General features: G+C 69.1%; 19 protein-coding genes and 1 pseudogene. 15 read left to right on the top strand and 5 right to left on the bottom strand.

The features are described 5' to 3' along the window. Window positions 1-62 precede the first annotated feature (62 nt). Window positions 63-827: an IclR family transcriptional regulator gene (locus ACFXJ5_RS24250; protein ID WP_384634683.1), complete on the bottom strand. Its 765-nt coding sequence runs from the start codon at window positions 825-827 to the stop codon at window positions 63-65. A gap of 217 nt (window positions 828-1044) precedes the next feature. Between ACFXJ5_RS24250 and metH the strand changes: the two genes are divergently transcribed. From metH to ACFXJ5_RS24230, 4 genes are all read left to right on the top strand, one after another. Next, the gene (gene metH, locus ACFXJ5_RS24245) at window positions 1045-4563 is read left to right on the top strand and encodes a methionine synthase (protein ID WP_384634680.1); all 3519 of its coding nucleotides are present in this window, start codon (window positions 1045-1047) and stop codon (window positions 4561-4563) included. Window positions 4564-4731: 168 nt separating this feature from the next. Further along, a complete protein-coding gene (locus ACFXJ5_RS24240; protein ID WP_384634677.1) occupies window positions 4732-5436 on the top strand; it encodes an HAD family hydrolase in 705 nt (234 codons plus the stop codon). A gap of 509 nt (window positions 5437-5945) precedes the next feature. Next, on the top strand, window positions 5946-7538 hold the full coding sequence (locus tag ACFXJ5_RS24235; protein ID WP_384634674.1) for an ABC transporter substrate-binding protein: 1593 nt from the start codon (window positions 5946-5948) through the stop codon (window positions 7536-7538). Between the two features lie 88 nt (window positions 7539-7626). Further along, window positions 7627-9225, top strand: a complete 1599-nt coding sequence (locus tag ACFXJ5_RS24230) for an ABC transporter substrate-binding protein (protein ID WP_384634671.1) — start codon at window positions 7627-7629, stop codon at window positions 9223-9225. A 42-nt stretch (window positions 9226-9267) separates the two neighbouring features. On the opposite strand, the gene ACFXJ5_RS24225 is transcribed toward ACFXJ5_RS24230, so the two are convergent. Continuing rightward, on the bottom strand, window positions 9268-9939 hold the full coding sequence (locus tag ACFXJ5_RS24225) for a response regulator (RefSeq protein WP_384634668.1): 672 nt from the start codon (window positions 9937-9939) through the stop codon (window positions 9268-9270). Window positions 9940-9948: 9 nt separating this feature from the next. Further along, complete coding sequence (locus tag ACFXJ5_RS24220; protein ID WP_384634665.1) at window positions 9949-10845, bottom strand: RecB family exonuclease; 897 nt, start codon at window positions 10843-10845, stop codon at window positions 9949-9951. Between the two features lie 95 nt (window positions 10846-10940). Between ACFXJ5_RS24220 and ACFXJ5_RS24215 the strand changes: the two genes are divergently transcribed. From ACFXJ5_RS24215 to ACFXJ5_RS24205, 3 genes are all read left to right on the top strand, one after another. After that, the gene (locus ACFXJ5_RS24215; protein WP_384634662.1) at window positions 10941-12173 is read left to right on the top strand and encodes a site-2 protease family protein; all 1233 of its coding nucleotides are present in this window, start codon (window positions 10941-10943) and stop codon (window positions 12171-12173) included. A 19-nt stretch (window positions 12174-12192) separates the two neighbouring features. Beyond that, window positions 12193-13107, top strand: coding sequence for a tRNA (adenine-N1)-methyltransferase (locus ACFXJ5_RS24210; protein WP_384634660.1), 915 nt, complete (start codon window positions 12193-12195; stop codon window positions 13105-13107). Between the two features lie 190 nt (window positions 13108-13297). Further along, complete coding sequence (locus tag ACFXJ5_RS24205; RefSeq protein ID WP_384634658.1) at window positions 13298-13858, top strand: hypothetical protein; 561 nt, start codon at window positions 13298-13300, stop codon at window positions 13856-13858. 4 nt (window positions 13859-13862) lie between these two features. Here ACFXJ5_RS24205 and ACFXJ5_RS24200 read toward each other — a convergent pair whose 3' ends face one another. Further along, entirely contained in the window at window positions 13863-14153 is a 291-nt protein-coding gene (locus ACFXJ5_RS24200) for a ferredoxin (RefSeq protein ID WP_384634655.1), read from the bottom strand. Between the two features lie 252 nt (window positions 14154-14405). On the opposite strand from ACFXJ5_RS24200, the gene arc reads away from it, so the two are divergent. The 6 genes and pseudogenes from arc to prcA all read left to right on the top strand — a co-directional run bounded on the left by arc (window position 14406) and on the right by prcA (window position 20183). Further along, entirely contained in the window at window positions 14406-16172 is a 1767-nt protein-coding gene (arc, locus tag ACFXJ5_RS24195; RefSeq protein ID WP_384634653.1) for a proteasome ATPase, read from the top strand. 275 nt (window positions 16173-16447) lie between these two features. Further along, complete coding sequence (dop, locus tag ACFXJ5_RS24190; RefSeq protein WP_384634651.1) at window positions 16448-17959, top strand: depupylase/deamidase Dop; 1512 nt, start codon at window positions 16448-16450, stop codon at window positions 17957-17959. 134 nt (window positions 17960-18093) lie between these two features. Further along, window positions 18094-18312, top strand: a complete 219-nt coding sequence (locus tag ACFXJ5_RS24185; protein WP_384634649.1) for a ubiquitin-like protein Pup — start codon at window positions 18094-18096, stop codon at window positions 18310-18312. 61 nt (window positions 18313-18373) lie between these two features. After that, window positions 18374-18595: pseudogene (locus ACFXJ5_RS24180) on the top strand (endonuclease VII domain-containing protein); the annotation flags it as partial. Next, window positions 18547-19392 (top strand): proteasome subunit beta, encoded by an 846-nt coding sequence (gene prcB / locus ACFXJ5_RS24175; RefSeq protein WP_384634647.1) that lies wholly within the window; start codon window positions 18547-18549, stop codon window positions 19390-19392. The pseudogene ACFXJ5_RS24180 and the gene prcB, both read left to right, overlap by 49 nt. Window positions 19393-19433: 41 nt before the next feature. Beyond that, window positions 19434-20183, top strand: a complete 750-nt coding sequence (gene prcA / locus ACFXJ5_RS24170; RefSeq protein WP_384634645.1) for a proteasome subunit alpha — start codon at window positions 19434-19436, stop codon at window positions 20181-20183. Window positions 20184-20213: 30 nt separating this feature from the next. On the opposite strand, the gene ACFXJ5_RS24165 is transcribed toward prcA, so the two are convergent. After that, the gene (locus ACFXJ5_RS24165) at window positions 20214-21212 is read right to left on the bottom strand and encodes a LacI family DNA-binding transcriptional regulator (protein ID WP_384634642.1); all 999 of its coding nucleotides are present in this window, start codon (window positions 21210-21212) and stop codon (window positions 20214-20216) included. A gap of 178 nt (window positions 21213-21390) precedes the next feature. Between ACFXJ5_RS24165 and ACFXJ5_RS24160 the strand changes: the two genes are divergently transcribed. Both ACFXJ5_RS24160 and pafA read left to right on the top strand, forming a co-directional pair. Continuing rightward, window positions 21391-22638: an MFS transporter gene (locus tag ACFXJ5_RS24160; RefSeq protein WP_384634640.1), complete on the top strand. Its 1248-nt coding sequence runs from the start codon at window positions 21391-21393 to the stop codon at window positions 22636-22638. 9 nt (window positions 22639-22647) lie between these two features. Beyond that, a complete protein-coding gene (gene pafA / locus ACFXJ5_RS24155; protein WP_384634637.1) occupies window positions 22648-24009 on the top strand; it encodes a Pup--protein ligase in 1362 nt (453 codons plus the stop codon). The last annotated feature ends 69 nt before the right edge of the window (window positions 24010-24078 follow it).

Here is a 24078-nt window from a genome sequence, read left to right as displayed (position 1 = left end):
CGCATGCGTCAAGGGGTCTGTGAGGCAGGACTCTTGAAAGTACGAAAAGTCTCAGTAACGTCTCAGAAACGTCCGGCGCCCAGATCGCGGGACACCGAACGCGCGCAATCCCTTACCGCGGCGACGAGTTGGGCCCGGATATCGCCGTCCTCGCACAGCCGTTCCACGGCGCCGGTGATCCCCACCGCGCCCACCGGCACCTTCCGCCGGTCGTGGATCGGCGCGGCGATCGACGCCACCCCGTCCCAGGTCTCCTCCAGATCCGAGGCCCAGCCCCGGGCCCGGGTCAGGTCGAGCACGCCCTCGAGGTCGGGCAGCTCGGTGATGGTGCGCGGGGTCAGCGGCTCCCGTTTCAGGTCGGCGAGCTCGTTGTGCGCGACCGGGTCGTACGCCGCCAGAACCTTGCCCAGGGCGCTGCTGTGCAGCGGGTGCATGGCCCCGACCTCCAGCACCTGCCGGCTGTCGTCCGGCCGGAAGACGTGGTGCACGATGAGTACGCCCTGCTGGTGCAGCACCCCGAGGTAGACCGCCTCGCCGCTGGAGCGGGCCAGGTCGTCCGTCCAGACCAGGGCGCGGGCCCGCAGCTCGTGGACGTCCAGATAGCTGTTGCCCAGCCGCAGCAGTTCGGCCCCCAGCTGGTACTTGCCGGACGCGGCGTCCTGCTCGACGAACCCCTCCTGCTGCAGCGTGCGCAGGATCCCGTGCGCCGTGCCCTTGGCGAGCCCCAGTGACGAGGCCACGTCCGACAGACCGAGCCTCCGCTCCCCGCCCGCGAGCAGCCGCAGGATCGCGGCCGCCCTGCTGAGCGACTGGATGGGTCCTGGCATGAAACACCCTCCGTAATGACGCCAGACGTGAGTCGACAATGCTGAACAACGTCAGACCATGCCGACCCCATCTTTTCAGAGTCGAGTCTGACACCTCCCGTCCGCCCCTCGGAATGCCCAGGACCCGGTTCGGGCCGCGCGTTAGTCTGGCCCGGTGCGGGCCCGAGCAATTCGGACACGCAAAGCCGACAGCCGTCGCACCCCAGGGAGCACATTCATGGCCTCGCCATCCCCCTCGTCCGCCAGCACCGCCCGAGCCGCAGCGCTCCGCGAGGCCCTCGCCACCCGTGTCGTGGTGGCCGACGGCGCGATGGGCACCATGCTCCAGTCGCACGACCCCACGCTGGACGACTTCCAGGGGCTCGAGGGCTGCAACGAGGTCCTGAACGTCACCCGCCCCGACATCGTCCGATCGGTGCACGAGGAGTACTTCGCGGTCGGCGTGGACTGCGTCGAGACCAACACCTTCGGGGCGAACCTCGCGGCGCTCGGCGAGTACGACATCGCCGACCGCGTCCATGAGCTGTCCGAGGCGGGCGCCCGGATCGCGCGGGAGACCGCCGACGCCTTCACCGCCGGGGACGGCCGACCGCGCTGGGTACTGGGCTCGATGGGCCCGGGGACCAAGCTGCCGACGCTCGGGCACACCGCGTACCACGCGCTGCGCGACGCCTACCAGAGCAATGCCGAGGGCATGATCGAGGGCGGCGCGGACGCGATCCTGGTGGAGACCACCCAGGACCTCCTCCAGACCAAGGCTTCGGTCATCGGTGCCAGGCGGGCGCTGGACGTGGCCGGTCTCGACCTGCCGCTGATCGTCTCGGTGACCGTGGAGACCACCGGCACCATGCTCCTCGGCTCCGAGATCGGCGCGGCCCTGACCGCCCTGGAGCCGCTCGGCATCGACATGATCGGCCTGAACTGCGCCACCGGTCCGGAGGCCTACAGCGAGCACCTGCGCTACCTGGCCCGGCACTCCCGCATCCCGCTGTCCTGCATGCCCAACGCGGGTCTGCCCATCCTCGACAGGGACGGCGCCTACTACCCGCTCAGCCCGCCCGAGCTGGCCGACGCGCAGGAGACCTTCGTCCGCGAATACGGCCTCTCCCTCGTCGGCGGCTGCTGCGGCACCACCCCCGAGCACCTGCGGCAGCTCGTCGAGCGCATGCGCGGTCTGACCCCGGCCCGTCGTGAGCCGCGCCCGGAGCCCGGCGCCGCCTCCCTCTACCAGACGATGCCCTTCCGGCAGGACACCTCCTACCTCGCGATCGGCGAGCGTACGAACGCCAACGGTTCGAAGAAGTTCCGCGAGGCCATGCTCGAGGGCCGCTGGGACGACTGCGTGGAGATGGCCCGCGAGCAGATCCGCGAGGGCGCTCACCTGCTCGACCTGTGTGTGGACTACGTCGGCCGGGACGGCGTCGCCGACATGAACGAGATCGCCGGACGCCTCGCGACGGCCTCCACACTGCCGATCGTGCTGGACTCCACCGAGCCCCAGGTGCTCCAGGCCGGCCTCGAGAGGCTCGGCGGCCGCGCGGTGATCAACTCGGTCAACTACGAGGACGGCGACGGCCCCGACTCCCGCTTCGCGAAGATCACCAAGCTCGCCACCGAGCACGGCGCGGCCCTGATCGCCCTGACCATCGACGAGGAGGGCCAGGCCCGCACCCCCGAGCACAAGGTCGCCATCGCCGAGCGGCTGATCGCCGACCTGACCGGCAACTGGGGCGTGCACGAGTCGGACATCCTCATCGACTGCCTGACCTTCACCATCTGCACCGGTCAGGAGGAGTCCCGCAAGGACGGCGCCAGCACGATCGAGGCGATCCGCGAGCTCAAGCGCCGCCACCCGGACGTACAGACCACCCTCGGCCTGTCCAACATCTCCTTCGGCCTCAACCCGGCCGCCCGCGTCGTGCTGAACTCGGTGTTCCTGAACGAGTGTGTCGACGCCGGTCTGGACTCCGCGATCGTGCACGCGTCCAAGATCCTGCCGATCGCCCGGATCCCCGACGAACAGCGCGAGGTCGCCCTCGACCTGGTCTACGACCGGCGGCGCGAGGGCTACGACCCGTTGCAGCGCTACCTGGAGCTGTTCGAGGGTGTCGACCTGAAGTCGGTCAAGGCGGGCCGGGCGGAGGAACTGGCGGCGCTCCCGCTGGACGAGCGCCTGCAGCGCCGGATCATCGACGGCGAGAAGAACGGCCTGGAGGCCGACCTCGACGAGGCCCTCACCTCACGCCCCGCCCTCGACATCGTCAACGACACCCTTCTGGAGGGCATGAAGGTCGTCGGCGAGCTCTTCGGCTCCGGCCAGATGCAGCTGCCCTTCGTGCTGCAGTCCGCCGAGGTCATGAAGACCGCCGTGGCCTACCTCGAACCCCACATGGAGAAGACCGACGACGAGGGGAAGGGCACCATCGTCCTGGCCACGGTCCGTGGCGACGTCCACGACATCGGCAAGAACCTGGTCGACATCATCCTGTCCAACAACGGCTACACCGTGGTCAACCTGGGCATCAAGCAGCCCGTCTCCGCGATCCTGGACGCCGCCGTGGAGCACCGCGCCGACGTCATCGGCATGTCGGGCCTCCTGGTCAAGTCCACCGTGATCATGAAGGAGAACCTGGAGGAGCTCAACCAGCGCAAGCTCGCGGCCGACTACCCCGTCATCCTCGGCGGGGCCGCCCTGACCCGCGCGTACGTCGAGCAGGACCTGCACGCCATCTACGAGGGCGAGGTCCGTTACGCCCGCGACGCCTTCGAGGGCCTGCGCCTGATGGACGCCCTGATCGCCGTCAAGCGCGGCGTGCCCGGCGCCACCCTGCCCGAGCTCAAGCAGCGCCGCGTACCCCAGCGGGCGGCCGCGCAGGTCGAGGAGCCGGAGGGGCCCGAGGAGCAGAGGGGCCAGGTCCGCTCCGACGTCAGCACCGACAACCCCGTGCCCACCCCGCCGTTCTGGGGCTCCCGGGTCGTCAAGGGCATCCCGCTCAAGGACTACGCCTCCTGGCTGGACGAGGGCGCCCTGTTCAAGGGCCAGTGGGGGCTCAAGCAGGCGCGCGCCGGCGGCCCGACGTACGAGGAACTGGTCGAGAGCGAGGGCCGGCCCCGGCTGCGCGGTCTGCTGGACCGTCTCCAGACCGACGGCCTGCTCGAAGCCGCCGTCACGTACGGCTACTTCCCCTGCGTCTCCAAGGGCGACGACCTGATCATCCTGGGCGAGGACGGCACCGAGCGCACCCGCTTCACCTTCCCGCGCCAGCGCCGGGGCCGCCGGCTCTGTCTGGCCGACTTCTTCCGCCCCGAGGACTCCGGCGAGACCGACGTGGTCGGCCTCCAGGTCGTCACCGTCGGCAACAAGGTCTCCGAGGCCGCCAACGAGCTGTTCGCCACCGACTCCTACCGCGACTACCTGGAGCTCCACGGTCTGTCCGTCCAGCTCGCCGAGGCCCTCGCCGAGTACTGGCACGCCCGGGTCCGCTCCGAGCTCGGCTTCGCCGGCGATGACCCCGCCGATGTCGAGGACATGTTCGCCCTGAAGTACCGGGGCGCCCGCTTCTCGCTCGGGTACGGCGCCTGCCCGGACCTGGAGGACCGCGCCAAGATCGCCGCGCTGCTGGAGCCGGAGCGGATCGGCGTGGTGCTGTCGGAGGAGTTCCAGCTGCACCCCGAGCAGTCCACGGACGCCATCGTCATCCACCACCCCGAGGCCAAGTACTTCAACGCCCGCTAGCGCAGCCCAGAACGGCTCACGAGCCGTCCACGAGGCGCCCCGGAGGCACTTCCGCCGCCGGCGACGTAGACTGGACGGTCCGGTAGAGGCCGGTCGCCCCGCCCCACCACCGTGGAGCCATGGCGACCGGCCTTCGTCTCCCCCTGGACAGCGCGAGGAGTGGGCCGTATGACCAGCACGATTCCCGCCGTGGACAGCAGCCGCCCGGCTGACGGTTCCGCACTGCAGGCCGTACTCCTGGACATGGACGGCACCCTCGTCGACACCGAGGGCTTCTGGTGGGATGCGGAGGTCGAGGTCTTCGCCGAGCTGGGGCACGCCATCGACGAGATCCACCGCGAGGTCGTGGTCGGCGGCCCGATGGCCCGCAGCCTGGGCCACCTGATCTCGGTCACCGGCGCCGACGCCACCCTCGCCGAGCTGTCGGCGCTGATCAATGTGCGCTTCGCCCAGCTGATCGGCCGGGGCGTCCCCCTGATGCCGGGCGCACGGCGGCTGCTGACCGAACTGGGCGCCCACGGGGTGCCCACGGCGCTCGTCTCGGCCTCGCAGCGGCACGTGATCGACTCCGTACTGCGGTCGCTGGGGCACGAGCACTTCGCGCTGTCGATCGCGGGCGACGAGGTCGCCAGCCCCAAGCCGCACCCCGAGCCGTATCTGCTCGCGGCGGCCCGGCTGGGGGCCGACCCGGCGCGCTGCGTGGTCATCGAGGACACCCCGACCGGAGTGGCGGCGGCGGAGGCGGCCGGCTGCCGGGTGGTGGCCGTGCCCTCGATCGCGCCGATCGCGACAGCACCGGGACGCACCGTCGTGCCCTCACTGGAACACGTGGACCTGCCTTTTCTGCGCTCTCTGATTACGTCCGTGCACTGAGCGTGCGCCGATAACCGCTTTCGGAACTGTGGGCGCCTGACCGATTGTTTTGCGTGACGAATGCTCCTGTCCGAATTCATCTGCCCGGCGAAAACAGCGGGTGCGTGATTCTTGTCACGTCAATGCCCGTCGACAGGCGCACCGTTGGGTGCTGCGCACGCCCGACGGGAGTCGACGGCCGGGTCGTTGTGTCCCCTTTGCTGTGCTAACCCACCAGATCGTTCCCGTGTTCGGATATCGGAGTGGCGCGCCCCGTTACAGGCTCGTGATTCGCGCTCAACTTCCCCGTGTTCCAGTGACGTCGATCGTTCGAAGTACTGTCCTGGCACGTCAACACCACCGCCGTCACGGGTCCCACCCAAGTTCGCCCCATCCTTGGTGCCACACCTTCGCATTCTCGGTATCGTCGCCCAAGCGTGCGAGCCCCCACCCTCCGTCGACGGCCAGCACCTTGACGTACCAGTACGACACAGCACGGCCGAAGGCCGGAAACAGGGAGAACAACGAGGATGAAGCGCAAGCTACTGGTGCTGCCGGCCCTGGTGGGTCTGATCGCGCCCGTACTGGCTGGTTGCGGGGGCTCCGGCAGCGGTTCCAGTGATCAGGCCATCGTGATCGGCAGTACGGATTCCATCGTTGCCTCGAAGGACAATCCGGCGCCGCTCGACCCGGCCACCTCGTACGACGCGGCCACCTGGAACATCCTGTCCAACACGTTCCAGATGCTGCTGCGCCTCCCGCGCAGCGGCACCACGCCGGAGCCCGACGCCGCCAAGAGCTGCGCGTTCTCCGACACGCAGTCGGAGACCTACCGTTGCACGCTCCGGGACGGCCTGACCTTCTCCAACGGGCACGCGCTTACTGCCGAGGACGTGAAGTTCTCCTTCGAGCGGATGCTCAAGATCAACAGTGACCTCGGCCCGGCCAGCCTGCTGTCCGGCCTCAAGAAGGTCGAGACCCCCGACGACAAGACCGTGGTCTTCGACCTCAAGGCTCCCGACGCCACCTTCCCGTACAAGCTGGCCACCCCCGCCGGGGCCATCGTGGACAGCCAGGTGTACCAGCCCGACAAGCCGTACGACGGCCTCAAGGTCGTCGGCTCGGGCCCGTACAAGCTGGATTCCTTCAGTCAGGGTGACAGCGCTGTCTTCTCCAAGAACGACAGCTACAAGGGCAATGTCACCCTGAAGAACAGCAAGATCGAAGTGAAGTTCTTCGACGACTCCAGCAAGATGAAGGACGCGCTCGCCGCCGGCAGCATCGATGTCGTGGCAGGCTCCAACGCCTTCAAGCCGGCCGAGATCAAGTCCATGCAGGACGGCAAGGTCAAGGACGTCACGCTCACCGAGGGCTCCGGCACCGAGACCCGCTACCTCATCTTCAACACCAAGTTCCCGTCCGTGCAGCCCAAGGCCGTCCGCGAGGCCGTCGCCGAGCTCCTCAACCGCTCGACCCTGGCCCGCGACACGTACGAGCGCACCGTGGATCCGCTGTACTCGATCGTTCCGCAGGGCATCAGCGGCCACAAGAACTCCTTCTACAACCTCTACGGTGACCCGAGCACGGCCAAGGCGTCGCAGACACTGCAGGCCGCCAATATCTCGACTCCGGTGAAGATCACGTACACCTACCGCACCACCGCCGGCTCCTCGGCCGGTGAAGAAGCCCTCTGGCTGCAGAAGTCGCTGAACGCGACCGGGCTGTTCGATGTCAGCCTCAAGAAGGTCGACTACGGCTCCTTCGTCGGCAACGCGATCAAGGGCAAGTACGCCTTCTACGGCATCGGCTGGGCCCCCGACTTCCCCGACGCCGACAACTACATCGCCCCCTTCATCAGCGACAACTTCCTGCAACTGCCCTACACGAGCCCCACCATCACCGGCACGCTGCTCCCGCGCACCCGCGAGCTGGCGGCTCGTGAAACCACGTCCGCGGACTTCGGCAAGATGCAGGACATCGTCGCCCGGGACATCCCGCTCATCCCGCTCTGGCAGGCCAAGGGATACGTGGCCTCCCGTTCCGACATCACCGGCGTCGAATGGGTTCTTAACTCTTCCTCCACAATCCAGTACTGGGAACTGGGTCGCGGCATGACAGGATGACCCACCGGTCGCGCGGATCCGGGACGTTCGCGTCCAGCGATCCGCGCGACCTTTTGGTGATGGGTCGAGAAACCTGTGAGGAATGCTCGTGAGGAATCGAGTCCAGCGGCTGGCGCTACCGCTCTCTGTGACCCTGACGGCGGCGGTGGTCGCCGGGTGCGGCTCGGCGTCGTCGGCCGGGGACAACGCCGGCGAGGCCATCACCATGGGCATCACCGACAAGGTGAGCTCCGTCGACCCGGCGGCCGGCTATGACGTGGGTTCCTGGATCGTCTTCAACAACGTCTTCCAGTCCCTCCTCAGCTTCCCCAACGGCGGCACCACACCCGTGCCCGACGCCGCCAAGAGCTGCAAGTTCACCGACACCGCCAGCAAGACCTACTCCTGCACCCTGAGGCCGGGACTGAAGTTCAGCAACGGCGACAGTCTGACCTCCGAGGACGTCAAGTACTCCTTCGAGCGCACGATCAAGATCAATGACGACAACGGCCCGGCCAGTTCGCTGCTCGGCTCCATCAAGACCGTCGAGACCCCTGCGACCGACAAGGTCGTCTTCCATCTCAAGTACTCCGACGCGACCTTCCCCATGAAGATCGCCTCGGGCGCCGGCTCCATCGTGGACCACAGCCAGTACAAGATGGACGCCCTGCGCACCGACGGCAAGGCCGTCGGCTCCGGGCCGTACACCCTGGAGTCGTACGACAAGGACAAGGAAGCCGTCTTCAAGGTCAACGGCAGCTACAACGGCGACGACGTGATCAAGAACGCGGGCATGACCATGCGCTTCTACAACGACGAGACCACCTTGAAGAAGGCCGTCAACGACGGCACCGTCGACCTCGCCTACCGAGGCCTGGAGACGGGGGACATAGCCAGCATCCAGGCCGCCTCCACCAGCGGCAAGGGCCACCTGGAGGTCGTCGAGGGCAGCGGCGCCGAGGTCCAGCACCTGGTCTTCAACCTGAACGACCCCGTGGTGGGCAACAAGGCGGTCCGCCAGGCCATCGCCTACATCGTCGACCGGCAGTCCATGATCCGCGACGTCTACAAGCGCACCGTCGACCCGCTCTACTCGGTCGTCCCGGCCGGCATCACCGGCCACAACACCGCCTTCTTCGACCGCTACGGCGAGGGCGGCGACACCGCCAAGGCAAGCGCCGTGCTGCGGAACGCCGGCATCGCCGGCAAGGTGCGCTTCACCCTGTGGGCCACCCCGGTCCGCTACGGCACGGGCACCGTCGCCGAGCTCAAGACCATCGCCACACAGCTCAACGACACCGGCCTGTTCGACATCACGGTCAAGAGCGTCGACGCCGACACGTACGCCAAGAACATCGAGGCCGGCAAGTACGCCGCCTACGTCAAGGGCTGGGTCCCCGACTACCCGGACCCCGACAACTTCACCGCCCCGTTCTTCGGCGACGGCAACGTGCTCTACAACCACTACACCAACACCCGGATCACCGCCGACCTGATCCCCGCCACCGCCGCCCAGTCCGACCGCAGCAGCACCGTTCCCGACTTCCAGGAACTGCAGGACCTGGTCGCCAAGGACGTGCCGGTCATCCCGCTGTGGCAGGGCAAGCAGTACGTCGTCGCCCAGAACAACATCAACGGCCTGGAGTGGACCCTCGACGCCTCGACCGTCTTCCGCTTCTGGGAGATCGAGAAGGTCGCCCAGCAGTAGCCCTGGGACGGGCCACCGGGCCCCTGCCGCCCCGGGGAGCCGTCACTGCGCCCCGGGGCGCACCAGTCCGCTCTCGTACGCGTAGACGGCCGCCTGCACCCGGTCGCGGAGCGCCAGCTTGGTCAGCACATGCCCGACGTGGGTCTTCACCGTCGTCTCGCTGACGAACAGCTCCGCGGCGATCTCCGCGTTCGACAGGCCGCGGGCCACCAGCTTCAGCACCTCGACCTCGCGCTCGGTCAGCGTGTGCAGCGGCTGCGGCACCGCCTCGTCGCCCGAGGGCAGCCGGCCCGCGTACTTGTCCAGCAGCCGCCGGGTGATGCTCGGCGCAAGCATCGCCTCGCCGTCGGCGACCACCCGGATCGCCTGCACGAGCTCGTGGGCGGGCGCGTCCTTCAGCAGGAAGCCGCTGGCCCCGGCGCGCAGCGCCTCGACCACGTACTCGTCCAGATCGAAGGTGGTCAGGACCAGCACCTTCGCCGGGCCGTCGCGGCCGGGGCCGGTGATCTGGCGGGTCGCCTCCACCCCGTCCATCCGCGGCATCCGGATGTCCATCAGCACCACGTCGGGCTGCAGCGCCCGCACCTGGTCCAGGGCCTGCTGGCCGTCCCCGGCCTCCCCGACCACGGCCAGGTCCGGCTCGGCCTCCAGGATCATCCGGAAGCCGGTGCGCAGCAGCGGCTGATCGTCCACGAGCAGGACGCGAATCGCCACGGGGTCTCCTTATGCGGTCGCCGAGGAATCCTGATTCTTCCCCACCGGCGCCAGCGGATAGGGCGGGGGAGTGCCCCCGAAGGACGGGCACACCGCCCGGTGGTCGCACCAGTCGCACAGCCGCCCCGGACGCGGACGCCAGTCACCCGTCTCCGTCGCGAGCCGGATCGCCTCCCACAGCGCCTCCAGCTTGCGCGCCACGGTCCGCAGATCCGCCTCCGACGGGTCGTACGTCAGGACGTCACCGCTGCCCAGATAGACCAGCTGGAGCCGGCGCGGCACCACGCCGCGCAGCCGCCACAGCACCAGCGCGTAGAACTTCATCTGGAACAGCGCCTCGTCCGCGTACTCCGGCCGGGGCGCCTTGCCGGTCTTGTAGTCCACCACCCGGAGGTCCCCGGTGGCCGCCGCGACATCCAGCCGGTCGACATAGCCGCGCAGGGTGAGCCCCGACTCCAGCTCCGTCTCCACGTACAGCTCGCGCTCGGCGGGCTCCAGGCGGGTCGGATCCTCCAGGGTGAACCATCGGTCGACCAGCGAGGCGGCGCTTTCCAGCCATGCCGCGAGCCTGGTCCCCGCGCCCTCGGCCGGATCCTCGCCCGGGAACAGCTCGGCCAGCTCCGGCCGCGCGGCCAGCAGCTTCTCCCACTCGCCCGGCACCAGCGCCCGTGCCCGCTCGGCCGTCCGCTCCACCGCCGGCGCGTCGAACAGCCGCTCCAGCACCGCGTGCACCACCGTGCCCCGGGTCGCCGCCTCGCTGGGCTTCTCCGGCAGCTTGTCGATCACCCGAAGCCGGTACAGCAGCGGGCACCGCATAAAGTCCGAGGCGCGGGACGGTGACAACGACGAGGGTGGTCGCGGTCCCGGCTGCCGCTGCGGGGGAATGCTGTCAGTACTGGTGCCCATGGCAGGACCCTACGGCGTCTCACTGACAGTCGGTGTCAGCACCGCGGGGCCGGGCAAATACCATCGACGTCACCAGCGTCCAACGAGGGGAAACAGTGAGCGAGAACGGGCAGCCGCCGTCCGACGGCGAGCGCACTCCCGGGCCCGGCAACGGCCCCGGCGGCACAGGGAAGCGCCCGCCGGGCGGCGGATTCCTGATGGGCCGCATCTTCGGCGTGCCCGTCTACGTCGCCCCCAGCTGGTTCCTCGTCGCCGCACTCATCACCTGGGTCTTCGGCGGCCAGCTCGACCGCGTCCTGCCCGAGCTGGGCAACCTCCGCTACCTCGTCTCGCTGTTCTTCGCGGTCGCCTTCTACGCCTCCGTACTCGTCCACGAGCTCGCCCACACCGTGGCGGCGCTCCGCTTCGACCTGCCCGTACGGCGCATCCAGCTGCAGTTCTTCGGCGGCGTCTCGGAGATCGAGAAGGAGTCCGAGACCCCGGGCCGCGAATTCGTCCTGGCCTTCGTCGGACCGCTGCTCTCGCTCGTCCTGTCCGGGCTCTTCTACCTCGGCCTGAAGCTCGTCCAGCCCGGCACCGTCCCCGGCGTCCTGCTCGCCGGCCTCATGATCAGCAACCTCATCGTCGCCGCCTTCAACCTGCTGCCCGGCCTCCCGCTGGACGGCGGTCGCATGCTGCGCGCGGTGGTCTGGAAGCTCAGCGGCAAGCCCATGACCGGCACCGTCGCCGCCGCCTGGACCGGGCGGGCGCTGGCCATCGCCGTCCTCATCGGCCTGCCCCTGCTCTCGTACGCGGGCGGGGTGTCCAACGGCAACACCACCAGCGGCGTCGACTCCCTCACCGACGCGCTGCTGGCCGCCATCCTCGCCGCCATCATCTGGACCGGCGCCGGCAACAGCCTCCGCATGGCCCGGCTGCGCGAACACCTCCCCGAGCTCCAGGCCCGCACCCTCACCCGGCGGGCCGTCCCCGTCGCCTCCGACACCCCGCTGTCCGAGGCCCTGCGCCGCGCCAACGAGGCCGGCGCCCGCGCCCTCGTCGTGGTCGACGGCCACGGCGACCCCACCGCCGTCGTCCGCGAAGCCGCCATCGTCGGCGTCCCCGAACACCGCCGCCCCTGGGTCGCCGTCTCGGGCCTGGCCCAGGACATCAAGCCCGGCATGAAGGTTTCCGCGGAGCTGGCCGGCGAAGACCTCCTGGACACCCTGCGGGCCACCCCGGCGACCGAGTACCTGGTCGTCGAGCCGACCGGCGAGATCTACGGCGTCCTGTCCACGGCCGACGTCGAGCGGGCCTTCCTCGCCGCCATGGCACGACCCCAGAGTTAGGGCCGGTAGGCTTACCCGCATGTCCGAACCGACCGGTGCCGCCCGTCGTCGCGGCCCCTTCCAGGTCGGGGACCAGGTCCAGCTCACCGACCCCAAGGGACGCCACTACACCTTCACGCTCGAAGCCGGGAAGAATTTCCACACCCACAAGGGTTCCTTCCCGCACGACGAGCTGATCGGTGCTCCCGAGGGCAGTGTTGTCCGCACCACGGGAAACGTCGCCTACCTCGCGCTGCGCCCCCTGCTCCCCGACTACGTCCTGTCCATGCCCCGCGGCGCCGCCGTGGTCTACCCCAAGGACGCGGGGCAGATCCTGTCGATGGCCGACATCTTCCCCGGCGCCCGCGTCGTGGAGGCGGGCGTCGGCTCCGGATCGCTCAGCACCTTCCTGCTGCGCGCCGTCGGCGACCAGGGCATGCTGCACTCCTACGAGCGCCGCGCCGACTTCGCCGAGATCGCCACCGGCAACGTCGAACGCTACTTCGGCGGCCCCCACCCCGCCTGGCAGCTCACCGTCGGTGACCTCCAGGACAACCTCAGCGACACCGACGTCGACCGCGTCATCCTGGACATGCTCGCCCCCTGGGAGTGCCTGGAGCCCGTGTCCAAGGCCCTGGTCCCCGGCGGCATCCTGTGCGCGTACGTGGCCACCACCACCCAGCTCGCCCGCACCGTCGAGGCGATCCGCGAGCACGGCACCTTCAACGAGCCGTCCGCCTGGGAGACCATGGTCCGCACCTGGCACGTCGAGGGCCTGGCGGTACGCCCCGACCACCGCATGATCGGCCACACCGGCTTCCTGCTCACCGCCCGCCGCCTCGCCGACGGCGTCGAGCCCCCGCTGCGCCGCCGCCGCCCCGCCAAGGGCGCGTACGGCGAGGACTACACCGGCCCGGGCAGCGGCAGTGCGGGCACGCCCGCCGCCGAGGGCTGAGCCCGACCGACACGACGAAGCCGCCGCCGGATTCCCGCCAGGGGACCGGCGGCGGAGGCGTTTGCGGCGCCGTTTCACGGCCGTCACGCGAGTCACACCCCGAAACACCGGACCCGGTCGTTCCACCCCCCTGTGACGTATGGCACCATGCTGGCCACCCCCGCAGTTCGACCTCCCAGGAGACAGGCGCGTGCAGCCTTCCGCAGGCCCGGCCCTTCCGCACACCCGAGCCGGATCGGTGCACTGGATCACCACGGCCGCGGTCGTCGCCGCCGTCATAGGCGCGGGCGTACTCGTCCAGCCCGCCGACGCCTCCCCCCGCGGCTCCAGGGCCCCCGTGGCCGACGCCCCGGACGCCAAGGCGGCCCGTTACCCCCTGGACTGCGCCGGAGGCCCCGTGGACGTCGTGGACCACGTCTCCGGTGACCTGGACCGGGACGGCCGCCCGGAGACCGTGGCCGTCGTCCGCTGCCACTCCGAGACCGGCACCCCGCCCAGCGGCGTGTACGTCCTGTCCCAGGGCGCGGCGGGCAGCACCACGCCCCGGATCGTCGAGACCCTGGTGAACCCCAAGGACCAGCGCAACGTCAAGGACCTGCGGATCAGTGACGGCGCCGTCAAGGCCACCGTCCTCGGCTACTCCAGCCAGGACGTCCCCCGCTGCTGCCCCGACCAGCAGCGCACGTACACCTGGGAATGGCGCTCGGGGACCTACTACGTGATCCCGGGGCCCCTCGCCTCCAGCGTGTGAAGGATCACTCCGCGTCGGGCCCGTAGACCTCTACACTGTCCGAAACCCGACGCACATGAATGCAATCGCCAGGGCACTCCTTGGCGGAATCCACCACATCGGTCAGCAGCGGCAGCGGCACCGGCGCGGTGGCCCCCGGCGCCTGGCGAAGCTCTTCGTCAGAGCCCTTCACATACGCGAGCCCATCAATATCCAGCTCGAAGACCTCGGGCGCATACTGCACACAGATCCCGTCGCCGGTGCACAGGTCCTGGTCGATCCAGACTTCCAGCGCCTCGCCGGCCAGCTCGCTCACGGGTATCTCGCCTGCCGTTCGTAGTCCGGTCTCGAACCGGGATGGAACCGCCCCTGACGGGCGTTGACCGAATCGACGATACAACCGCCCGCTTTCCGATGTTGCTGGGTGGGTATCTCCCTCGCGAGAGGACGTGCGCAAGGGTGAAGATCGGACACACCCCGACCGTCTTTAGTGATCTAGGGGTTTACACCCCTACCGGCACAGGTAGGGTCTGGAAACGTCCAGCTCCCCTTGGAGGAGGTGAGGACCGTGGCGGCCCACGACGACGACATCAACCGTGGCGGCCGATCGACCCGTGGTCAGGATGACCCAACGGGCCAGGTCGCCTTTCTTGAGCAGGAGATCGCCGTCCTGCGACGTAAGCTCGCCGACTCTCCGCGTCACACGAGAATTCTCGAAGAGCGGATCGTCGAGCTGCAGACCAACCTGGCAGGCGTGTCCGCTCAGAACGAGCGGCTGGCGAACACGCTCCGCGAGGCCCGCGACCAGATCGTGGCCCTCAAGGAGGAGGTCGACAGGCTCGCGCAGCCGCCTGCCGGATTCGGCGTGTTCCTGCAGGCGAACGAGGACGGGACAGCCGACATCTTCACCGGCGGCCGCAAGCTGCGGGTGAACGTCAGCCCGTCCGTCGAGCTGGAAGAACTCCGGCGCGGCCAGGAACTGATGCTCAACGAGGCACTCAACGTGGTGGAAGCCATGGCCTTCGAGAGCATCGGCGACATCGTCACCCTCAAGGAAGTCCTCGAGGACGGCGAACGAGCCCTGGTCATCGGCCACACCGACGAGGAGCGGGTGGTCCGGCTCGCCGAACCGCTGCTCGACGGCGCCCTGCGCGTCGGCGACGCCCTGCTGCTCGAACCGCGCTCCGGATATGTCTACGAACGCGTGCCCAAGAGCGAGGTCGAAGACCTCGTCCTCGAAGAGGTCCCCGACATCGACTACCGCCAGATCGGCGGCCTCGGCAACCAGATCGAGCAGATCCGCGACGCGGTCGAACTGCCCTATCTGCACGCCGAGCTGTTCAAGGAGTACGAGCTGCGCCCGCCCAAGGGCGTCCTGCTGTACGGCCCTCCGGGCTGCGGAAAGACCCTCATCGCCAAGGCGGTCGCCAACTCCCTTGCGAAGAAGGTCGCCGAGGTCACCGGACAGCCGCAGGGCAAGAGCTACTTCCTGAACATCAAGGGTCCCGAGCTCCTCAACAAGTACGTCGGCGAGACCGAGCGGCAGATCCGCCTGGTCTTCCAGCGTGCGAGGGAGAAGGCCAGCGAGGGCACCCCCGTCATCGTCTTCTTCGACGAGATGGAGTCCCTCTTCCGCACCCGCGGCTCCGGTGTCAGCTCGGACGTGGAGAACACCATCGTCCCGCAGCTGCTGGCGGAGATCGACGGTGTGGAAGGCCTGGAGAACGTCATCGTCATCGGCGCCTCCAACCGCGAGGACATGATCGACCCCGCGATCCTGCGGCCCGGCCGCCTGGACGTGAAGATCAAGATCGAGCGGCCGGACGCAGAGGCGGCCAAGGACATCTTCTCCAAGTACCTCGTCCCGACCCTCCCGCTGCACAGCGAGGACAAGTCGGAACACGGTGGATCGAGCGCCGGCACCGTCGACGCGATGATCCAGGCCGTGGTCGAGCGGATGTACACCGAGACCGAGGAGAACCGCTTCCTGGAGGTCACCTACGCCAACGGTGACAAGGAAGTCCTGTACTTCAAGGACTTCAACTCCGGCGCCATGATCCAGAACATCGTGGACCGGGCCAAGAAGATGGCGATCAAGGACTTCCTCGACCACAACCAGAGGGGTCTGAGGGTCTCCCACCTGCTCGCGGCCTGCGTCGACGAGTTCAAGGAGAACGAGGACCTGCCCAACACCACCAACCCGGACGACTGGGCCCGCATCTCCGGCAAGAAGGGCGAGCGGATCGTGTTCATCCGCACGCTCGTCACCGGCAAGCAGGGCGCCGACACCGGTCGCTCCATCGACACCGTCGCCAACACCGGTCAGTACCTGTAAGCGACACCTCCGGCTGCGGGTGCCCACGCCGGGTGCCCGCAGCCGGAGTCTTTGAAGGCAGGACGACCTCCAAGGACCACAGGCACACAGACCGGCCATAGCAAGGTAATGAGGGAAATGATCTCCCCACCGCCGCCATCGCGTTCTAGGCTCTTCGGTACCGCGCCATGCAGTGCGGCGACGCATCATGGGACTGCAGCCGCACTGGGGCCATATGTGCAGCGGTACTTGAGCGTCCGGTCCAGCACGGGCCGGAGCCGGGCAAGGAGGGCCGCATGACCGTACGGCGAGTAATGGGTATCGAGACGGAGTACGGGATCTCCGTCCCCGGTCACCCGAACGCCAATGCCATGCTCACCTCATCCCAGGTCGTCAACGCCTACGCGGCGGCGATGCACAGGGCGCGTCGCGCTCGCTGGGACTTCGAGGAGGAGAACCCGCTGCGGGATGCCCGCGGTTTCGACCTCGCGCGGGAAACGGCGGACTCCAGCCAGCTCACCGACGAGGACATCGGCCTGGCCAACGTCATTCTGACCAATGGCGCCCGGCTGTACGTCGACCACGCCCACCCCGAATACTCCTCGCCCGAGATCACCAACCCGCGCGACGCCGTGCTGTGGGACAAGGCCGGCGAGCGCATCATGGCCGAGGCCGCCGAACGAGCCGCCCAGCTCCCCGGTGCCCAGCCCATCCATCTGTACAAGAACAACACCGACAACAAGGGCGCGTCGTACGGCACCCACGAGAACTACCTGATGAAGCGGGAGACCCCCTTCTCGGACATCGTGCGCCACCTGACGCCCTTCTTCGTGTCGCGGCAGGTTGTGACCGGCGCCGGCCGGGTCGGCATCGGCCAGGACGGCCACGAGCACGGCTTCCAGATCAGTCAGCGGGCGGACTACTTCGAGGTCGAGGTCGGCCTGGAGACCACCCTCAAGCGCCCCATCATCAACACCCGCGACGAGCCGCACGCCGACGCCGAGAAGTACCGCCGGCTGCATGTGATCATCGGCGACGCGAACCTCTCCGAGATCTCGACCTACCTCAAGCTGGGCACGTCGGCCCTGGTGCTGTCCATGATCGAGGACAGCTTCATCAACGTCGACCTCGCCGTCGACCAGCCCGTACGCACCCTCCACCAGGTCAGCCACGACCCGACCCTGCGGCGGCTGGTCACGCTGCGCAGCGGCCGGACACTCACCGCGGTGCAGTTGCAGATGGAGTACTGCGAGCTGGCCCGCAAATACGTCGAGGACCGCTACGGGACCGACGCGGACGACCAGACCAAGGACGTGCTCGGGCGGTGGGAGGACGTCCTCAACCGGCTGGAGAGCGACCCCATGTCCCTGGCCGGCGAGCTGGACTGGATCGCCAAGCTGGAGCTCATGGAGAGCTACCGCCGCCGTGACGGCCTCGACTGGTCCGCCGCCCGGCTCCAGCTCATCGACCTCCAGTACGCCGACGTACGGCCCGACAAGGGCCTCTACAACCGCCTCGTCGCCCGCGGCCGCATCCAGCGCCTGCTGGACGAGGACGACGTCACCCGGGCCCGCACCAAGCCCCCGGAGGACACCCGCGCCTATTTCCGCGGCCGCTGCCTCGAGCAGTACGCCGACGACGTCGCGGCCGCCTCCTGGGACTCCGTGATCTTCGACCTGCCCGGCCGTGACTCCCTGCAGCGCGTCCCGACCCTGGAACCCCTGCGCGGGACCCGCAACCACGTCAAGGAGCTGCTTGACCGGTGCCGGACGGCAGAAGACCTGGTCCGGATCTTGTCCGGGGGCTGATACGCGGCTGAAATGCTTCTGAACCGGGAATCATCTCAGTGGCTCCCGAACGTTAGAGCAATCGAGGGCCGATGTCAGACCCTCCTAGTAGGGTCTGATCTTGTAGGACATGACACCGGAGCGGGGTGAGGGACATGGCTACCAAGGACACCGACGGCGGACAGCAGAAGGCCACGCGTTCGACCGAAGAGGTCGAGGAGACCGCGCAGGACGCGCAGGCATCCTCCGATCTCAAGGAGCGGCAGGAAAAGCTGTCGGACGACGTGGACGACGTGCTGGACGAGATCGACGACGTGCTCGAGTCCAATGCTGAGGATTTCGTACGTTCGTTCGTACAAAAGGGCGGACAGTAGATCCCGGCGACTGGGGCCATGGCAGCAGCGCGCCGGGCGGACGTCCGGCGCGCTGTTCGCTCAATTCGGCATCTGCCGCATCAGTTTGGCTGTCCCCGCAGAACATGTGGATCACGACCACGAGACGGGTAGGGTCCGTGGCGTACTGTGCTTCAGCTGCAACGCGGCACTGGGGCAGTTCAAGGACCGGCCCGACGTCATACGGCGGGCGGCCGCATATCCGGAAGGAAACGCGTGGAAGCCAACACTCGTAGCACCGGGCGTCTACCAGCTGCCTTCCTGACGCCTGGCTCGTCCTCGTTCATGGACTTCCTGGGCGATCACTCGCCCCAGCTGCTCCCGGGCAACCGGCCGCTGCCCGCGACGCTCGGCGCGGTGGAACTGCCGCACGGCACGACGATCGTGGCGGCGACCTTCCCCGGTGGGGTGGTGCTGGCCGGTGACCGGCGGGCGACGATGGGCAATGTCATCGCGCAGCGGGACATCGAGAAGGTGTTCCCGGCCGACGAGTACTCGGCCGTGGGCATCGCCGGCACCGCGGGCCTGGCCGTGGAGATGGTGAAGCTGTTCCAGCTGGAGCTGGAGCACTACGAGAAGATCGAGGGGGCGGTGCTGTCCCTGGAGGGCAAGGCGAACCGCCTCTCGACCATGATCCGGGGCAATCTCGGGATGGCCCTCCAGGGCCTGGCCGTCGTCCCCCTCTTCGCCGGGTACGACACGGACCGCGAGAAGGGCCGGATCTTCTCCTACGACGTGACCGGCGGGCGCTCGGAGGAGCACGGCTTCGCGTCCACCGGCTCCGGCTCGGTGTTCGCGCGCGGCGCGCTGAAGAAGCTGTACCGCAAGGATCTGACGGAGCAGCAGACCACGACGCTCGTGGTCCAGGCGCTCTACGACGCGGCCGACGACGACTCGGCGACCGGCGGTCCGGACGTGGCGCGCCGGATCTTCCCGATCGTCACGGTCATCACGGACGAGGGCTTCAAGAAGCTCTCGGAGGCGGAGTCCTCCGAGATCGCCCGTTCCATCATCGAGCGGCGCCTGGAGCAGCCGGACGGCCCCCGGGCCGAGCTGCTCTGAGCCCGATGCACTCGTATCCGACAGAAAGGGACGGATAGCCGGTGTCGACGCCGTTCTACGTTTCACCCCAGCAGGCCATGGCGGACCGCGCCGAGTATGCCCGCAAGGGCATCGCGCGCGGCCGCAGCGTCGTCGTTCTGCAGTACACCGACGGCATCGTCTTCGTCGCCGAGAACCCGTCCCGTGCCCTGCACAAGGTCAGCGAGATCTACGACCGGATCGCCTTCGCGGCGGTGGGCAAGTACAACGAGTTCGAGAACCTGCGGATCGGCGGCGTCCGCTACGCCGACCTGCGCGGCTACACCTACGACCGCGACGACGTCACGGCCCGTGGTCTGGCCAATGTCTACGCCCAGACACTGGGCACCATCTTCTCCAGCGTGGGCGAGAAGCCGTACGAGGTGGAGCTGATCGTCGCCGAGGTCGGAGCGGCGCCGGAGGACGACCAGATCTACCGGCTGCCGCACGACGGCTCCATCGTGGACGAGCACGGTGCGGTCGCGGTCGGCGGGAACTCCGACCAGATCGGCAGCTATCTGGACCAGCGGCACCGTGACGGCATGTCGCTCGCGGAGGCGCTGAAGCTGGCCGTGGACTCGCTCAGCCGGGACAACAACGGCGCGGACCGGACACTGACGGCCGAGCAGCTCGAGGTCGCGGTGCTGGACAGAACGCGGCCGCAGCAGCGGAAGTTCAAGCGGATCCTGGGCCGTCAGCTCAGCCGTCTGCTGGAGGCGGAGGACGCCTCGGTGACGAAGACGGACGAGCCGTCCGACGAGGCCGAGGAGTAGGCCGAGGAGTAGGCCAGGTCCCCGCGATCATCACCCCGTGCGCCCCGGTAGGCCCTGTGCCTGCCGGGGCGCTGCCGTGGAGCCGCGTACGACGAGTTCGACCGGCAGGTCGGTTCCGGTGACGGGGCGGCCCTCCAGGGCGTCGAGGAGCGCGGCCATGCCGCCGGCGCCGACCTCCTCGGCGGGCAGCCGGACGGTGGTGAGCTCGGGTTCGATGGCGGTGGCGAGGGCGAAGTCGTCGTAGCCGGTGACGGACACGTCGTCCGGCACGCGCAGCCCCATCCGGCGCAGGGCCTTGCAGGCGCCGACCGCGAGGATGTCGTCGTCGCAGACCAGGGCGGTGGGGCGGGCGCCGGGGCGGGAGAGGAGGCGTTCCGTGGCGCGGCGGGCGTCCTCGAAGGTGAGGGCGGAGTGCGCCGGCGCCGGCGGGGTGCCGAGGGTGTCGTGGAGTGCCTGGGCGCGTACCCGGAAGGTCCAGCTGTCGATGTCGGCGGCGAGATGGGCGATCCGGTCCGGCCGGTGTCCGAGGGCGAGCAGGTGCCGGGCGGTCTGGCGCATGCCGTCGGCGATGGCGAGGTTGACGGTGGCGACCGGGCCGGGTTCGCCGGGGTCGGCGTCGAGCATGACCAGGGGCAGGCCGCCGTCCCCGATCGCGGCGAGGGCGTCGGCGGCCATGGAGGAGGCGATGATGCCGTCCAGGGCCGCCTGGGCGGAGCCGAAGGGGTCCCTGGCGGGGCCGACGCCCTCGGGGGAGGGGTAGAGGACGACGCCGAAGCCGTGCTCGGAGGCCACCCGGGCGGCGCCGGTGTAGACGCGGGCGAAGTACTCGTTGGTGATCGTCGGCACGACCAGCAGGGCGGTGCGGGTGCGGCCGAGCCGCAGATTGCGGGCGGCGAGATTCGGCCGGTAACCGAGGCTCTCGGCGGCGGCGCGCACCGCGTCGGCGGTGCGTTCGGATACCCGGCCGCGCCATTTCTCGCCGAGGACCAGCGACACGGTGGCCTGTGACACCCCTGCGGCGCGTGCCACGTCCCGGCTCGTGGGCCGGGACGCCGGCGCCGAACTGCCCGTACGCGTCACGTCGGCGCCCGGTCCTCTCGTCTGGCGGCGAAGTCCGTGGGGTGGACCCGCCCGTCCGGCCATGCTACGTATAGAAGGGCACGTTATACGTAACACTACCGGGTCTCCCGGAGAGACGGGGGCACACATGGCAGCCGGGTACGCGGATCTGCTGCGCACAAGGCACGCGACACGGCTGCTCACCGGCACCCTGATCGGCCGGCTGCCGAACGCGACGGCGGCCCTGGGCATCGTGCTGCTCACCCGCTCCCAGGGCGGCGACTTCACCCTCGCGGGCATCCTGTCGGCTGTCTACGGCATCGCCAACGCCGTCGGGCAGCCTCTCCTCGGCCGGGCAGTCGACCGCCACGGACAGCCCCGCGTCATGCTCCCCGCCGCGCTGCTCTCCGCCGCCGGGATGGCGCTGTTCGCCCTGACCGGGCCGGACCCGCTGCCGCTCGCCTACGCCGCGATGCTGGTCGCGGGGCTGTTCACGCCGCCCCTGGAGGGCGGGCTGCGGGCGTTGTGGCCGGGGGTGCTGAAGCGGGCGGACCGTGTCCACGCCGCGTACGCCCTGGACGCCGCCGCGCAGGAGGTCATGTTCGCCGTCGGGCCGCTGCTGGTGACCCTGCTGGTGGCCGCGTTCTCCGAGGCGGCGGCACTGCTGTGCATCGCGGCGGTCGGGGTGGCCGGCGCGCTGTCGGTGGTGACCTCGCCGCCGTCCCGCGCCTGGCGGGCGGCGCCCCGGGTGGCGGACTGGCTCGGCCCGCTCCGCGCGCCCGGCCTGGTGGCGCTGATCGGCTCGTTCTTCTTCGTCGGGCTCGCGCTCGGCTCGATAGCGGTCGCCTCGGTGTCGTACGCCGACGTCCACGGCGGCGGCATGGTGTCCAGCTACCTGCTGTCCGCGCTCGGCTTCGGCGCGCTTGTGGGCGGCGTGGTCTACGGCGCGCGGCACTGGCCCGGGATCCCCGAGCGGCGGCTGCGGCTGCTCATGGTGGGCCTGGCGGTCTGCTACCTGCCGCTGGCGCTGGTGCCCGGCGTCGCCGCGATGACGGTCCTGGCGGGCCTGTCCGGTTTGTTCCTGGCGCCGGTGCTGGCCTGTGCCTTTGTGGTCGTCGACCGGCACGCACCCGCCGGCACCGTCACCGAGGCCTTCTCCTGGATCGTCACCGCCTTCGGCGTCGGCGCGGCCGTCGGTACGGCCGCCGCGGGGCCCGCCGCGCAGTACGGGGGCGCCACCGCGGCGTTCGCCGTAGCGGGGGCCGGAGGCCTGGTGGCGCTGGTGGTCCTGCTGGCCTGTGGCCGTTTCCTGGTGCTCTCAAACCTGGCGAGCCGGATCGAAAAAGATCGAATCGCCGCGCCTGAACCCGGTTTCAGCACCACGCATCAGGCGTAATGTTCAGTCATGGACCGCCGCATTTTCGGGCTGGAGAACGAGTACGGCGTCACATGTACGTTTCGAGGGCAGCGGCGTCTGTCCCCGGACGAGGTGGCGCGGTACCTCTTCCGCCGTGTCGTGTCATGGGGCCGCAGCAGCAATGTCTTCCTCCGCAACGGCGCCCGCCTCTACCTCGATGTCGGCTCACACCCGGAGTACGCCACTCCGGAGTGTGACAATGTGACGGAGCTGGTCACTCACGACAAAGCCGGCGAGCGCATCCTCGAAGGCCTTCTCGTCGACGCCGAACGGCGGCTGCACGAAGAGGGCATCGCGGGTGACGTCTACCTGTTCAAGAACAACACCGACTCCGCCGGAAACTCGTACGGCTGCCACGAGAACTATCTGGTCGCCCGCCACGGGGAGTTCTCACGCCTCGCGGACATCCTCATCCCCTTCCTGGTCACCCGGCAGCTGCTCTGCGGCGCGGGCAAGGTGCTGCAGACCCCCAGAGGCGCGGTCTACTGCGTCAGCCAGCGGGCCGAGCACATCTGGGAGGGCGTCAGCTCCGCGACCACCCGTTCCCGCCCGATCATCAACACCCGCGACGAGCCGCACGCCGACGCCGAGCGCTACCGGCGCCTGCACGTCATCGTCGGCGACTCCAACATGTCCGAGACGACCATGCTGCTCAAGGTCGGCGCCACCGACCTCGTCCTGCGCATGATCGAGGCGGGCACCGTCATGCGCGACCTCACGTTGGAGAACCCGATCCGGGCCATCCGCGAGGTGAGCCACGACATCACCGGTTCGCGCAAGGTCCGCCTGGCCTCCGGCCGCGAGGCCTCCGCCCTGGAAATCCAGGAGGAGTACTACTCCAAGGCGGTGGACTTTTGCGAGCGTCGCGGCATCCGCAGCGGCGTCATCGAGCAGGTCCTCGAACTGTGGGGCCGCACCCTCGAATCCATCGGCAGCGGTGACCTCGCCCGGATCGGCACCGAGATCGACTGGGTCATGAAGTACCAGCTGATCGAGCGTTACCGGGCCCGTGACAACCTCACCATGTCGCACCCGCGTATCGCGCAGATAGACCTCGCCTACCACGACATCCACCGTCGCCGAGGTCTGTACTACCTGCTCGAGAAGCGCGGCCAGGCCAAGCGGATCTGCAACGACCTCAAGATCTTCGAGGCCAAGTCGGTGCCCCCGCAGACCACCCGGGCCCGGCTGCGCGGCGACTTCATCCGCCGTGCGCAGGAGCAGCGCAGGGACTTCACCGTCGACTGGGTGCACCTCAAGCTCAACGACCAGGCGCAGCGCACCGTGCTGTGCAAGGACCCCTTCCGGTCGGTGGACGACCGGGTGGAGAAGCTCATCGCCGGCATGTGACACGAGATGTAGCAGTTGGCGTCAATGCGACGCAGGGCCCCGTACGTTACTCGTACGGGGCCCTGCGCG

Origin of the sequence: Streptomyces sp. NPDC059373, assembly GCF_042751495.1 — a bacterium.
Taxonomy (GTDB): Bacteria; Actinomycetota; Actinomycetes; order Streptomycetales; family Streptomycetaceae; genus Actinacidiphila.
Note: the sequence above shows the minus strand (reverse complement) of the source record. Positions and strands in the feature narration are given on the sequence as shown.

Bases quoted from the DNA above. Each gene is read 5' to 3' on its own strand.
- ACFXJ5_RS24250 (WP_384634683.1), bottom strand. From the start codon at position 827: ATGCCAGGACCCATCCAGTCGCTCAGCAGGGCGGCCGCGATCCTGCGG.
- metH (WP_384634680.1), top strand. From the start codon at position 1,045: ATGGCCTCGCCATCCCCCTCGTCCGCCAGCACCGCCCGAGCCGCAGCG.
- ACFXJ5_RS24240 (WP_384634677.1), top strand. From the start codon at position 4,732: ATGACCAGCACGATTCCCGCCGTGGACAGCAGCCGCCCGGCTGACGGT.
- ACFXJ5_RS24235 (WP_384634674.1), top strand. From the start codon at position 5,946: ATGAAGCGCAAGCTACTGGTGCTGCCGGCCCTGGTGGGTCTGATCGCG.
- ACFXJ5_RS24220 (WP_384634665.1), bottom strand. From the start codon at position 10,845: ATGGGCACCAGTACTGACAGCATTCCCCCGCAGCGGCAGCCGGGACCG.
- ACFXJ5_RS24210 (WP_384634660.1), top strand. From the start codon at position 12,193: ATGTCCGAACCGACCGGTGCCGCCCGTCGTCGCGGCCCCTTCCAGGTC.
- dop (WP_384634651.1), top strand. From the start codon at position 16,448: ATGACCGTACGGCGAGTAATGGGTATCGAGACGGAGTACGGGATCTCC.
- ACFXJ5_RS24185 (WP_384634649.1), top strand. From the start codon at position 18,094: ATGGCTACCAAGGACACCGACGGCGGACAGCAGAAGGCCACGCGTTCG.
- ACFXJ5_RS24160 (WP_384634640.1), top strand. From the start codon at position 21,391: ATGGCAGCCGGGTACGCGGATCTGCTGCGCACAAGGCACGCGACACGG.
- pafA (WP_384634637.1), top strand. From the start codon at position 22,648: ATGGACCGCCGCATTTTCGGGCTGGAGAACGAGTACGGCGTCACATGT.